Origin of the sequence: Streptomyces sp. NPDC001744 (assembly GCF_042892575.1) — a bacterium.
GTDB lineage: Bacteria > Actinomycetota > Actinomycetes > Streptomycetales > Streptomycetaceae > Streptomyces.
In genome coordinates this window covers 109999-122633 of sequence record NZ_JBIAUG010000001.1, presented here as the reverse complement: position 1 = coordinate 122633, position 12635 = coordinate 109999, and the positions used below count along the sequence as shown (strand labels likewise).

Genomic DNA, 12635 nt, shown 5'->3' with positions numbered 1-12635 from the left:
TCTATTTAGGATGCGGCGAAAACGTACCACAGCTCTGGAGCGATCGCTCTACCCAAGGGGTCGATACGGTGGTCCCATGCAGACCAGCACACGGGACCGGATCGTCGTCGCCGCCTCACGCCTCCTGCAGCGGCAGGGCTACGTCGGCACGGGCATCAAGCAGATCGCCCAGGAGGCGCAGGCCACTCTCGGCTCCGTCTACCACTTCTTCCCGGGCGGCAAGGAGGCCGTCGCCGTCGCCGCGATCAAGCACGGCGCCGAGGAGTTCGCGACGCTCCTGCGGGAGACGCTGGAGAGCGAGGAGGACCCGGCGGACGCCGTGACGGCCTGTGCCCGGCAGCTCGCCGTCGAGCTGCGCGCGTCGGGCTGGACCGACGGCTGTCCCGTCACGGCGGCGGCTCTGGAGACGCTCGGGACCGACTCGGAGATCCAGCGGGCGTGCGCCGACGCGCTGCGCGGCTGGGAGCAGCTGGTCCGCGACAAGCTGCTGCGCTGCGGCTTCCCCTCCCAGGACGCCCGGGAAGTGGCGGTCACCGTCATCTCCGCCCTGGAGGGCGCCGAAGTCACCGCCCAGGTCAACCGCAGCGAGGAACCGCTGTGGACGACGGGCCGGCAGCTCGCCCGCCTCGTGCGTTCGTACGACCTCTAGGGCGCGCTTCGGCAGCGTCCCGCGCCTCGGCGGGCGGCGCCGCTTCCGGTTCGCGCCCCGGTCCCCGCCGGCGGGCGGCGGGCGTCGGCCGGGGAGACGGCACCCGGTGCGCCCCGCCGACGCCCCGGCCGACCGTCGCCGGACCGTCCCTCGTCGCCGGCCTCGCCCGCGTCCCGCCGAGGGGGGGTCAGCCGCCGATCCAGTCGTCGATCCCCGCCAGCAGCTTCGCCCGGACGCCCTCCGGCGCCGCCGAGGCCCGCACCGACTGCCGGGCCAGCTCCGCCAGCTCCGCGTCCGTGAACCCGTGGTGCCGGCGGGCGATCTCGTACTGGGCCGCGAGCCGCGACCCGAAGAGCAGCGGGTCGTCGGCGCCGAGCGCCATCGGCACGCCCGCCTCGAAGAGGGTCCGCAGGGGGACGTCCTCGTGCCTCTCGTACACCCCGAGGGCCACGTTCGACGCCGGGCAGACCTCGCAGGTCACCCCGCGCTCCGCGAGCCTCCGCAGCAGTCGCGGGTCCTCCGCCGCCCGCACCCCGTGGCCGATCCGCGCCGCCCGCAGGTCGTCCAGGCAGTCCCGCACCGACGCCGGCCCCGCCAGCTCGCCGCCGTGCGGGGCGGCGAGGAGGCCGCCGTCCCGGGCGATCGCGAACGCCCGGTCGAAGTCCCTGGCCAGGCCGCGCCGTTCGTCGTTGGAGAGGCCGAAGCCCACCACGCCCCGGTCCGCGAACCGCACCGCGAGCCGGGCCAGGGTGCGGGCGTCCAGGGGGTGCTTCATCCGGTTCGCGGCCACCAGCACCCGCATCCCCAGGCCGGTGTCGCGGGACGCCGACTCGACCGCGTCCAGGATGACCTCGAGCGCCGGGATGAGCCCGCCGAGGTGCGGCGCGTACGAGGTGGGGTCGACCTGGATCTCCAGCCACCCCGACCCGTCCCTGACGTCCTCCTCGGCCGCCTCGCGGACCAGCCGCCGGATGTCCTCGGGGGAGCGCAGGCAGGAGCGGGCGATGTCGTAGAGCCGCTGGAAGCGGAACCAGCCGCGCTCGTCGGTCGCCCGCAGTTCGGGGGGCGTGCCGCCGCTCAGCGCCTCGGGGAGGTGCACGCCGTACTTGTCGGCCAGCTCGATCAGCGTCGTGGGCCGCATCGAACCGGTGAAGTGCAGGTGCAGGTGGGCCTTGGGCAACAGGGTGAGGTCGCGGGAGTCGTTCGGGGAGTTCGGGGGGTGTCCCTCGGAAAAGGCCAGCATCGATCGATCCTGCCGTACGCGAATGACCGGGAACACCCGCTTTCCCCGATCGTGGCCCGTCCGAACGCAGAAACGGGCCCCGGTTCCGAAGAACCGGGGCCCGGGCGATCACCGAATTCGGCGATCGGTCTTCTAGTCCGTCGCCTCCGCGAGCAGCTTCTGGATCCGGGACACGCCCTCCGCCAGGTCCTCGTCACCGAGCGCGTACGAGAGGCGCAGGTAGCCCGGGGTGCCGAACGCCTCGCCCGGCACGACCGCGACCTCGGCCTCGTCCAGGATCAGGGCGGCCAGTTCGACCGAGGTCCGCGGGCGCTTGCCGCGGATCTCCTTGCCGAGGAGCGCCTTCACCGACGGGTACGCGTAGAACGCGCCCTCGGGCGTCGGGCAGTACACGCCCTCGATCTCGTTGAGCATCCGCACGATGGTCCGGCGGCGCCGGTCGAAGGCGGTGCGCATCTCCGCGACCGCGTCCAGGTTCCCGGAGACGGCGGCGAGGGCCGCGATCTGCGCGACGTTGCTCACATTGGACGTGGCGTGCGACTGCAGGTTCGTGGCGGCCTTCACGACGTCCTTCGGGCCCACGATCCACCCGACGCGCCACCCCGTCATCGCGTACGTCTTCGCCACGCCGTTGACCACGACGCACTTGTCGCGCAGCTCGGGCACGATCGCCGGCAGCGAGGTGAACTTCGCGTCGCCGTAGACCAGGTGCTCGTAGATCTCGTCCGTCAGGACCCACAGGCCGTGCTCGACGGCCCAGCGGCCGATCGCCTCGGCGTCCGCCTCGCTGTAGACCGCGCCGGTCGGGTTGGACGGCGACACGAAGAGGACGACCTTGGTCTTCTCCGTGCGGGCCGCCTCCAGCTGCTCCACCGAGACCCGGTAGCCGGTCGTCTCGTCGGCCACGACCTCCACCGGGACGCCGCCCGCGAGCCGGATCGACTCGGGGTACGTCGTCCAGTACGGAGCCGGGACGATGACCTCGTCGCCCGGGTCGAGGATCGCGGCGAACGCCTCGTAGATCGCCTGCTTGCCGCCGTTGGTCACCAGGACCTGGGAGGCGTCGACCTCGTAGCCGGAGTCGCGCAGCGTCTTGGCGGCGATGGCGGCCTTCAGCTCGGGCAGGCCGCCGGCCGGGGTGTAGCGGTGGTACTTCGGGTTCTTGCACGCCTCGACGGCCGCCTCGACGATGTAGTCCGGGGTCGGGAAGTCGGGCTCGCCCGCGCCGAAACCGATCACCGGACGGCCGGCGGCCTTGAGGGCCTTGGCCTTGGCGTCGACGGCGAGGGTGGCGGACTCGGAGATCGCACCGATCCGGGCGGAGACCCGACGCTCGGTGGGAGGGGTAGCAGCGCTCATGCGGCCCATCGTCCCAGACCGCTTCGGGGCCGGACACACAGGTTTCACGGACCGGACAGGAACGGTCATTCCCGGTCGTACGCGCGTTCCCGAGCGGGTCGACGCGCCTTCCGGGCGCTTTCTGTTCGACGTGGGGGCCCATCACCACGTATGCTCACTGCTCGTTGGCCCGCGCCGAACCACGTCGCACGATGCGGTAGGTTGGTGGGTACCGACAAAGGGTCGTAGCTCAATTGGTAGAGCACCGGTCTCCAAAACCGGCGGTTGGGGGTTCAAGTCCCTCCGGCCCTGCTACACACACCGCCAGGTGTTGTGCGCATGTACGTACTTCATTGCACCGCCGTGCGGCTCCACCCGGGCGCGGCACGGCCGACCCGGAATCAGGTGAGAGATCGTGACGGACGCCGTAGGCTCCATCGACATGCCTGATGCCGACGACGAGGCCGCAGAGTCGAAGAAGAAGTCCCGTAAGGGCGGAAAGCGCGGCAAGAAGGGCCCTCTGGGCCGTCTCGCGCTTTTCTACCGCCAGATCATCGCGGAGCTCCGCAAGGTCGTCTGGCCCACGCGCAGCCAGCTGTCGACGTACACCACTGTGGTGATCCTCTTCGTCGTCATCATGATCGGCCTTGTCACCGTGATTGACTATGGCTTCCAGGAAGCAGTCAAGTACGTCTTCGGCTGACTTTTTGTTCCACCCCATCTGTATCGCAGGAAGAAGCAGCCACCGTGTCTGACGCGAACCTGAACGACGCCTTCGAGTCCGAGTCCGTCGAGGACGAGCTGGACATCGTCGAGGCCGCCGACGAGGACCAGGCCGACGCTGCTGACGACATCGCGGGCGAGGCCGCCGAGGAGACCGCTCCCGAGGCCGAGGACGACGAGTCCGGCGACGACGAGGCGAGCGCCGTCGAGACCGCCGCGGCCGACGAGTCCGGTGACGACGCCGAGTCCGACGAGGCCGAGGACGCCGAAGCCCCGGAGGCCGTCGAGACCGACGGGGACGCCGGGGCCGAGGTCGAGGAAGCCGCGGAGGAGACCGAGCCGGTCGACCCCGTCGCCGCGCTCCGCGAGGAGCTGCGGACCCTTCCCGGCGAGTGGTACGTCATCCACACCTACGCGGGTTACGAGAAGCGCGTGAAGGCCAACCTGGAGCAGCGCGCCGTCTCGCTCAACGTCGAGGACTTCATCTACCAGGCCGAGGTCCCCGAGGAAGAGATCGTCCAGATCAAGGGCGGCGAGCGGAAGAACGTCAAGCAGAACAAGCTCCCGGGTTACGTGCTCGTCCGCATGGACCTGACGAACGAGTCCTGGGGCGTCGTCCGCAACACCCCCGGCGTCACCGGCTTCGTGGGCAACGCCTACGACCCGTACCCGCTGACCCTGGACGAGATCGTCAAGATGCTCGCCCCGGAGGCCGAGGAGAAGGCCGCCCGCGAGGCCGCCGAGGCCGAGGGCAAGCCGGCTCCGGCCCGCAAGCTGGAGGTCCAGGTCCTGGACTTCGAGGTCGGCGACTCGGTCACCGTCACCGACGGCCCCTTCGCGACCCTCCAGGCCACGATCAACGAGATCAACGCCGACTCGAAGAAGGTCAAGGGCCTCGTCGAGATCTTCGGTCGCGAGACCCCGGTCGAGCTCAGCTTCGACCAGATCCAGAAGAACTGATCCCACGGTTTTCCGTCCAGGTCAGAGCGGCTCTCGCTGGGGGTATCCCCGCTCGCGGGGGACGCTCTGACCTGCTCGGTTTTTAGCCGCGCTTCTATACCCGTTATCGTTGTGCGGTATGCCTCCATCCGGATGACCGGACGGCGGGCTGAACACTCTCACTAGGACCCGGAGAGAGCAATGCCTCCCAAGAAGAAGAAGGTCACGGGGCTTATCAAGCTCCAGATCAACGCCGGCGCGGCCAACCCGGCCCCGCCGGTCGGCCCCGCGCTCGGTCAGCACGGCGTCAACATCATGGAGTTCTGCAAGGCCTACAACGCCGCGACCGAGTCGCAGCGTGGCATGGTCGTGCCGGTGGAGATCACGGTCTACGAGGACCGTTCCTTCACCTTCATCACCAAGACTCCGCCGGCCGCGAAGCTGATCCTCAAGGCCGCTGGTGTGGACAAGGGATCCGGCGAGCCGCACAAGACCAAGGTCGCCAAGCTCACGGCCGCCCAGGTCCGCGAGATCGCCTCGGTCAAGCTGCCCGACCTGAACGCCAACGACCTGGACGCCGCGTCGAAGATCATCGCCGGCACCGCCCGTTCCATGGGCATCACGGTCGAGGGCTGATCACCCCCCTCGTGACCAGTGGGAGGGCCGAGCGCTGGCCCCCACCACGACTCCACACCTGCCACGCGGCCGAGCCGTGTGGCGCAACTCCACAGGAGAAGAAGTGAAGCGCAGCAAGGCTCTCCGCGGCGCGGACGCCAAGGTCGACCGCGAGCGGAACTACGCTCCCCTCGAGGCCGTCCGTCTCGCCAAGGACACCGCCACCACGAAGTTCGACGGCACCGTCGAGGTCGCCTTCCGCCTGGGTGTCGACCCGCGCAAGGCCGACCAGATGGTCCGTGGCACCGTGAACCTTCCGCACGGCACCGGCAAGACCGCCCGGGTCCTGGTCTTCGCGGCCGGTGACCGTGCCGAGGCCGCGATCGCCGCGGGCGCCGACATCGTCGGCTCCGACGAGCTCATCGACGAGATCTCCAAGGGCAACCGCCTGAACGAGTTCGACGCCGTGGTGGCCACCCCGGACCTCATGGGCAAGGTCGGCCGCCTCGGCCGCGTCCTCGGCCCGCGTGGTCTCATGCCGAACCCCAAGGTCGGCACCGTCACCCCCGATGTCGCCAAGGCCGTCAACGACATCAAGGGCGGCAAGATCGAGTTCCGCGTCGACAAGCACTCGAACCTGCACTTCATCATCGGCAAGGTCTCCTTCGACGAGACGAAGCTGGTCGAGAACTACGCCGCGGCCCTGGAGGAGATCCTCCGTCTGAAGCCGTCCGCCGCCAAGGGCCGCTACATCAAGAAGGCGACCCTGACGACGACGATGGGCCCCGGCATCCCGCTGGACTCCAACCGCACCCGCAACCTCCTCGTCGAGGAGGACCCGGCCGCGGTCTGAACCCCCCGGGTTCACTGAGTGGTCACCGGCCCCCGCCCCTCCTCGGAGGGGCGGGGGCCGGTTCTTTGTTACGTTCGGGGCCGCAGGCCCCCGGTCAAGGGGGAACGAGAAGTGGGGGGACGCATGAACGGGTCCGTACGGAAGCGCGCGACCGCCGTCCTGGCGGTCCTGGCCGTCGCGACGGGCGTCGCGGGGTGCGAGGACGGCGGCGGTACGAAGAAGGCGGCGGGCTCCGCGTCCGCGACGGCGGCGCCGGGCACGCAGAGCCACGAGGAGGCGGCGAAGGCCGTACGGGCCGCCTCCGAGAAGACCGCGGGGGCCGGAGGCGCCAGGGTCGAGATGCGCCTCTCGGTGAGCGGCGGCCGGGCGCCCGGCAGCAGCACGTTCACCGGCGTCCGGAGCTGGAAGCCCGCGACCGCGGACCTGAAGGTCACCGACTCGACCTACCTGGCCGACGTGCCCGGCGCCCCGGCCGAGACGCGCGTGCTCGCGGTCGGCGGGGTGACCTACGTGGACGTGGGCGCCGCGCAGACCGCGCAGACGGGCGGCAAGCGCTGGATGAAGGTCGATCCGGCGGAAGTGGGCGCGGAGGACGGCCTCGCGACCCAGCTGACCGCCGGCCTGAACGGCGTGAACCAGGACCCGGCCGGAGAGCTCGGCCTCCTCGCCGCCTCCCCGACGCTGAAGCACCTCGGCCCCGTCAAGGGCTCCGCCGTCGCGGCACAGGCGTACGAGGGGGAGCTCCCGGGAGGCAGGGAGATGGAGGTCTGGATCGGCGCGGACGGCCGGCCCGTGCGGACGAGCGTCCGGACCGAGGCCGACGGGGCGCTGACGAAGCTCACCACGACCTACACCGGCTACGGCGCCCGGACCGGCGTCCGGGCCCCGGCCGCCGGCGACACGTTCGGCTTCGCGGAGCTCCTGAAGAAGATCGGCGGAAGCCGCGGTCAGGGCTGATTTGCCCCTGGCCGACCCGGTCGCGTACTCTTCCACAGAAGCCAAAGACCGCTGGTCGTCGCTGTGCCGTCAAGGCGTGGTGGCCGAAGGATTCGCTGAGACGCGAACGACCCGCGCAGGTGATTGTGGAAGAGTTCCCGGATCCTCGTGATGCGGTGGAGCTGAGCCCCGAGCGCCTGCGCCGGGGCGTTTTGTTTTGTCAGCCCCTTCTGAGCGGTCCTCATCACCCGGAAGGAGGCCGACGCTCTATGGCAAGGCCCGACAAGGCTGCCGCGGTGGCCGAGCTTGAGGACCAGTTCCGCAGCTCGAACGCCGCCGTGCTGACCGAGTACCGGGGTCTCACCGTGTCGCAGCTCAAGACGCTGCGTCGTTCGCTCGGTGAGAACGCCCAGTACGCCGTGGTGAAGAACACGCTGACCAAGATTGCGGCCAACCAGGCCGGGATCACCGCGCTGGACGAGCACTTCGCTGGTCCGACCGCGGTCGCCTTCATCACCGGTGACCCGGTGGAGTCGGCGAAGAGCCTGCGTGACTTCGCCAAGGAGAACCCGAATCTCATCATCAAGGGCGGTGTCCTTGATGGCAAGGCGCTCTCCGCCGATGAGATCAAGAAGCTCGCGGACCTCGAGTCCCGCGAGGTTCTGCTCAGCAAGCTGGCCGGCGCGTTCAAGGGCAAGCAGTCCCAGGCTGCCTCGCTCTTCCAGGCGCTGCCGTCGAAGTTCGTCCGCACCGCGGAGGCGCTTCGCGTCAAGCTCGCCGAGCAGGGCGGTGCCGAGTAATTCGGCTCGCGCATTGATCCGCGCCGCCTAGCGCGCGGGTCGCAGCGGGCCGCTACGCCCGCCTCTACACACATCCGGCACCTGCCGAATTAGTTGGAAGGATCGCCCATCATGGCGAAGCTCTCTCAGGACGACCTCCTCGCCCAGTTCGAGGAGATGACCCTCATCGAGCTCTCCGAGTTCGTGAAGGCCTTCGAGGAGAAGTTCGACGTCACCGCCGCCGCGGCCGTCGCCGTCGCCGGTCCCGCCGCTGCCGGTGCCCCGGCCGAGGCCGAGGCCGAGCAGGACGAGTTCGACGTCATCCTCGAGGGTGCCGGCGACAAGAAGATCCAGGTCATCAAGGTCGTGCGCGAGCTCACCTCCCTGGGCCTCAAGGAGGCCAAGGACCTCGTCGACGGCACCCCGAAGCCGGTCCTCGAGAAGGTCGCGAAGGAGGCCGCTGACAAGGCCGCCGAGGCCCTCAAGGCCGCTGGCGCCTCCGTCACGGTCAAGTAAGACCGTTTCGAGTCGCTGAAGCAGACTCACGCTCCCGTGTAACGCGGGAGCACCGAAGGGCGATCATCCACATGGGTGGTCGCCTTTCGGCGTTCCCGGCGACGGGCGCGGCGGGGGTCCTGGGGGCCGCCGGAAGCGGAGTATGGTGATCTTCGCCGTGCGCCTCGCGGAGCGGGAGCCCTTGACGAACCGCACGCAGCGCGCAATTCTCAGGACGCGTCGTCACAACGATCCGTATCCGAGGCATGGATCGACGGCGGAACGGGCAGTATCGAGGTGCGCCACACGGCGCGAGGTGCAGCGGAGTTGAGTGCAACGAGGGTCGCGAAGATCTCGCCCTGGACATCAGTGAGCCAAGTGGCTACACTGACCCTTTGCGCTGCCTGTTAGCTGCCCCCTGCCCGTCACCAGGGGCATACCTTCGCATCCGCTTCACCGTCCGACCCCGTCTGACCTGGCCTTTCGGCCACATCAGGAAACGTCTGCCGTGAAGCACTGCTGGGGACCGGTACGCGCGTAGTGAGTCCGAGCCCTCGGAAGGACCCCCTCTTGGCCGCCTCGCGCAACGCCTCGACCAATACGAACAACGGCGCAAGCACCGCCCCGCTGCGCATCTCCTTTGCAAAGATCAAGGAGCCCCTCGAGGTTCCGAACCTCCTCGCGCTGCAGACCGAGAGTTTTGACTGGCTGCTCGGCAACGCCGCCTGGAAGGCTCGCGTCGAGGCTGCCCTTGAGTCGGGACAGGACGTCCCCACGAAGTCCGGCCTGGAGGAGATCTTCGAGGAGATCTCCCCGATCGAGGACTTCTCCGGGTCGATGTCGCTGACCTTCCGCGACCACCGCTTCGAGCCGCCGAAGAACTCGATCGACGAGTGCAAGGACCGTGACTTCACGTACGGCGCCCCGCTCTTCGTCACCGCCGAGTTCACCAACAACGAGACCGGCGAGATCAAGTCCCAGACGGTCTTCATGGGCGACTTCCCGCTCATGACCAACAAGGGCACCTTCGTCATCAACGGCACCGAGCGTGTCGTGGTGTCGCAGCTGGTCCGCTCGCCCGGCGTCTACTTCGACTCCTCGATCGACAAGACGTCCGACAAGGACATCTTCTCCGCCAAGATCATCCCCTCCCGGGGTGCCTGGCTGGAGATGGAGATCGACAAGCGCGACCTGGTCGGTGTCCGCATCGACCGCAAGCGCAAGCAGTCCGTCACCGTCCTCCTGAAGGCCCTCGGCTGGACCACCGAGCAGATCCTCCAGGAGTTCGGCGAGTACGAGTCCATGCGCGCCACCCTGGAGAAGGACCACACCCAGGGCCAGGACGACGCGCTGCTCGACATCTACCGCAAGCTGCGCCCGGGCGAGCCGCCGACCCGCGAGGCCGCCCAGACGCTGCTCGAGAACCTCTACTTCAACCCGAAGCGCTACGACCTCGCGAAGGTCGGCCGCTACAAGGTGAACAAGAAGCTCGGCGCGGACGAGCCGCTGGACGCCGGCGTCCTCACCACGGACGACATCATCGCCACGATCAAGTACCTCGTGAAGCTCCACGCGGGCGAGACCGAGACGATCGGTGAGAACGGCAACGAGATCGTCGTCGAGACCGACGACATCGACCACTTCGGCAACCGCCGTCTGCGCAACGTCGGCGAGCTCATCCAGAACCAGGTCCGCACGGGTCTGGCCCGGATGGAGCGCGTCGTCCGCGAGCGCATGACCACGCAGGACGTCGAGGCGATCACGCCGCAGACCCTGATCAACATCCGGCCGGTCGTCGCCTCCATCAAGGAGTTCTTCGGCACCAGCCAGCTGTCGCAGTTCATGGACCAGAACAACCCGCTGTCGGGTCTGACGCACAAGCGTCGTCTCTCGGCGCTGGGTCCCGGTGGTCTGTCCCGCGAGCGGGCCGGCTTCGAGGTCCGAGACGTGCACCCGTCCCACTACGGACGCATGTGCCCGATCGAGACCCCCGAAGGCCCGAACATCGGTCTGATCGGTTCGCTCGCCTCGTACGGCCGCGTCAACGCGTTCGGCTTCATCGAGACGCCGTACCGCAAGGTCGTCGACGGCCAGGTCACCGACGAGGTCGACTACGTCACCGCCGACGAGGAGGACCGCTTCGTCATCGCGCAGGCCAACGCCGCGCTCGACGACGATCTGCGCTTCTCCGAGAACCGCGTCCTGGTCCGCAAGCGCGGCGGCGAGGTCGACTACGTCGAGCCGTCGGACGTGGACTACATGGACGTCTCGCCGCGCCAGATGGTGTCGGTCGCGACCGCCATGATCCCCTTCCTGGAGCACGACGACGCCAACCGCGCCCTCATGGGCGCGAACATGATGCGTCAGGCGGTGCCCCTCATCAAGTCGGAGGCCCCGCTCGTCGGCACCGGCATGGAGTACCGCTGCGCCACCGACGCCGGCGACGTGCTCAAGGCCGAGAAGGACGGTGTCGTCCAGGAGCTGTCGGCCGACTACATCACGGTCGCCAACGACGACGGCACGTACATCACGTACCGCCTGCACAAGTTCTCCCGGTCCAACCAGGGCACCTCGGTGAACCAGAAGGTCGTCGTGGACGAGGGCGACCGCGTCGTCGAGGGCCAGGTCCTCGCCGACGGCCCCGCCACCGAAGACGGCGAGATGGCGCTCGGCAAGAACCTGCTCGTGGCGTTCATGCCGTGGGAGGGCCACAACTACGAGGACGCGATCATCCTGTCGCAGCGCCTCGTGCAGGACGACGTCCTCTCCTCGATCCACATCGAGGAGCACGAGGTCGACGCCCGTGACACCAAGCTGGGCCCCGAGGAGATCACCCGGGACATCCCGAACGTCTCCGAGGAGGTCCTCGCCGACCTCGACGAGCGCGGCATCATCCGCATCGGTGCCGAGGTCGTCGCCGGCGACATCCTGGTCGGCAAGGTCACGCCCAAGGGCGAGACCGAGCTGACCCCGGAGGAGCGCCTGCTCCGCGCGATCTTCGGCGAGAAGGCCCGCGAGGTCCGTGACACCTCCCTGAAGGTGCCGCACGGCGAGATCGGCAAGATCATCGGCGTGCGCGTCTTCGACCGCGAGGAGGGCGACGAGCTTCCCCCGGGCGTGAACCAGCTGGTCCGCGTCTACGTCGCCCAGAAGCGCAAGATCACCGACGGTGACAAGCTCGCCGGCCGTCACGGCAACAAGGGCGTCATCTCGAAGATCCTGCCGATCGAGGACATGCCGTTCCTGGAGGACGGCACCCCGGTCGACATCATCCTCAACCCGCTGGGCGTCCCGTCCCGAATGAACCCGGGACAGGTCCTGGAGATCCACCTCGGCTGGCTCGCCAGCCGCGGCTGGGACGTCTCCGGGCTCGCGGACGAGTGGGCGCAGCGCCTCCAGGCGATCGGCGCCGACAAGGTCGCCCCCGGCACCAACGTCGCCACCCCCGTCTTCGACGGCGCGCGCGAGGACGAGCTGGCCGGCCTGCTCCAGCACACCATCCCGAACCGCGACGGCGAGCGCATGGTGCTCCCGACCGGCAAGGCGAGGCTGTTCGACGGCCGCTCCGGCGAGCCGTTCCCGGACCCGATCTCCGTCGGGTACATGTACATCCTCAAGCTCCACCACCTGGTCGACGACAAGCTCCACGCGCGTTCGACCGGCCCGTACTCGATGATCACCCAGCAGCCGCTGGGTGGTAAGGCCCAGTTCGGTGGCCAGCGCTTCGGTGAGATGGAGGTGTGGGCGCTGGAGGCTTATGGCGCCGCGTACGCCCTCCAGGAGCTGCTGACGATCAAGTCCGACGACGTGACCGGCCGCGTGAAGGTCTACGAGGCCATCGTCAAGGGCGAGAACATCCCTGAGCCCGGCATCCCCGAGTCCTTCAAGGTGCTCATCAAGGAGATGCAGTCCCTGTGCCTCAACGTGGAGGTGCTGTCCTCGGACGGCATGTCCATCGAGATGCGCGACACCGACGAGGACGTCTTCCGCGCAGCGGAGGAGCTCGGCATCGACCTGTCCCGGCGCGAGCCGAGCAGCGTCGAAGAGGTCTGACGGGAGTTTCGG

Annotated in this window: 11 protein-coding genes and 1 tRNA gene; 10 read left to right on the top strand and 2 right to left on the bottom strand. The window is 68.9% G+C overall.

Annotation, left to right across the window (positions count from 1 at the left end; genetic code table 11):
• Nucleotides 1-76 precede the first annotated feature (76 nt).
• On the top strand, nucleotides 77-649 hold the full coding sequence (locus ACFYZY_RS00650; RefSeq protein WP_388688078.1) for a TetR/AcrR family transcriptional regulator: 573 nt from the start codon (nucleotides 77-79) through the stop codon (nucleotides 647-649).
• Nucleotides 650-836: 187 nt separating this feature from the next.
• Here the strand turns inward: ACFYZY_RS00650 and ACFYZY_RS00645 are convergent, their stop codons facing one another.
• Both ACFYZY_RS00645 and ACFYZY_RS00640 read right to left on the bottom strand, forming a co-directional pair.
• Nucleotides 837-1892, bottom strand: a complete 1056-nt coding sequence (locus ACFYZY_RS00645) for an adenosine deaminase (RefSeq protein ID WP_388688075.1) — start codon at nucleotides 1890-1892, stop codon at nucleotides 837-839.
• A gap of 132 nt (nucleotides 1893-2024) precedes the next feature.
• Entirely contained in the window at nucleotides 2025-3251 is a 1227-nt protein-coding gene (locus ACFYZY_RS00640; protein ID WP_388688073.1) for a pyridoxal phosphate-dependent aminotransferase, read from the bottom strand.
• A 218-nt stretch (nucleotides 3252-3469) separates the two neighbouring features.
• On the opposite strand from ACFYZY_RS00640, the gene ACFYZY_RS00635 reads away from it, so the two are divergent.
• The 9 genes from ACFYZY_RS00635 (at nucleotide 3470) to rpoB (ending at nucleotide 12623) form a co-directional block, all read left to right on the top strand.
• A tRNA-Trp gene (locus tag ACFYZY_RS00635) sits at nucleotides 3470-3542 on the top strand.
• Nucleotides 3543-3645: 103 nt separating this feature from the next.
• Nucleotides 3646-3933, top strand: coding sequence for a preprotein translocase subunit SecE (gene secE / locus ACFYZY_RS00630; RefSeq protein WP_388688070.1), 288 nt, complete (start codon nucleotides 3646-3648; stop codon nucleotides 3931-3933).
• 44 nt (nucleotides 3934-3977) lie between these two features.
• Nucleotides 3978-4913 carry a transcription termination/antitermination protein NusG gene (nusG, locus tag ACFYZY_RS00625; RefSeq protein WP_388688067.1) on the top strand — a complete coding sequence of 312 codons (936 nt, stop codon included), beginning with the start codon at nucleotides 3978-3980 and terminating at the stop codon, nucleotides 4911-4913.
• A 180-nt stretch (nucleotides 4914-5093) separates the two neighbouring features.
• On the top strand, nucleotides 5094-5528 hold the full coding sequence (gene rplK / locus ACFYZY_RS00620; RefSeq protein ID WP_030208950.1) for a 50S ribosomal protein L11: 435 nt from the start codon (nucleotides 5094-5096) through the stop codon (nucleotides 5526-5528).
• A 103-nt stretch (nucleotides 5529-5631) separates the two neighbouring features.
• Complete coding sequence (gene rplA / locus ACFYZY_RS00615; protein ID WP_388688063.1) at nucleotides 5632-6360, top strand: 50S ribosomal protein L1; 729 nt, start codon at nucleotides 5632-5634, stop codon at nucleotides 6358-6360.
• A gap of 123 nt (nucleotides 6361-6483) precedes the next feature.
• Nucleotides 6484-7317, top strand: a complete 834-nt coding sequence (locus tag ACFYZY_RS00610) for a hypothetical protein (protein WP_388688060.1) — start codon at nucleotides 6484-6486, stop codon at nucleotides 7315-7317.
• A 248-nt stretch (nucleotides 7318-7565) separates the two neighbouring features.
• Nucleotides 7566-8096, top strand: coding sequence for a 50S ribosomal protein L10 (rplJ, locus tag ACFYZY_RS00605; protein WP_388688057.1), 531 nt, complete (start codon nucleotides 7566-7568; stop codon nucleotides 8094-8096).
• 111 nt (nucleotides 8097-8207) lie between these two features.
• Nucleotides 8208-8591: a 50S ribosomal protein L7/L12 gene (rplL, locus tag ACFYZY_RS00600; protein WP_388688054.1), complete on the top strand. Its 384-nt coding sequence runs from the start codon at nucleotides 8208-8210 to the stop codon at nucleotides 8589-8591.
• A gap of 549 nt (nucleotides 8592-9140) precedes the next feature.
• Nucleotides 9141-12623 (top strand): DNA-directed RNA polymerase subunit beta, encoded by a 3483-nt coding sequence (rpoB, locus tag ACFYZY_RS00595; RefSeq protein ID WP_388688051.1) that lies wholly within the window; start codon nucleotides 9141-9143, stop codon nucleotides 12621-12623.
• Nucleotides 12624-12635 lie beyond the last annotated feature (12 nt).

Coding starts and splice junctions, on each gene's coding strand:
- ACFYZY_RS00650 (WP_388688078.1), top strand. CDS start 77: ATGCAGACCAGCACACGGGACCGGATCGTCGTCGCCGCCTCACGCCTC.
- rplL (WP_388688054.1), top strand. CDS start 8,208: ATGGCGAAGCTCTCTCAGGACGACCTCCTCGCCCAGTTCGAGGAGATG.
- ACFYZY_RS00640 (WP_388688073.1), bottom strand. CDS start 3,251: ATGAGCGCTGCTACCCCTCCCACCGAGCGTCGGGTCTCCGCCCGGATC.
- ACFYZY_RS00645 (WP_388688075.1), bottom strand. CDS start 1,892: ATGCTGGCCTTTTCCGAGGGACACCCCCCGAACTCCCCGAACGACTCC.
- rplK (WP_030208950.1), top strand. CDS start 5,094: ATGCCTCCCAAGAAGAAGAAGGTCACGGGGCTTATCAAGCTCCAGATC.
- rplJ (WP_388688057.1), top strand. CDS start 7,566: ATGGCAAGGCCCGACAAGGCTGCCGCGGTGGCCGAGCTTGAGGACCAG.
- ACFYZY_RS00610 (WP_388688060.1), top strand. CDS start 6,484: ATGAACGGGTCCGTACGGAAGCGCGCGACCGCCGTCCTGGCGGTCCTG.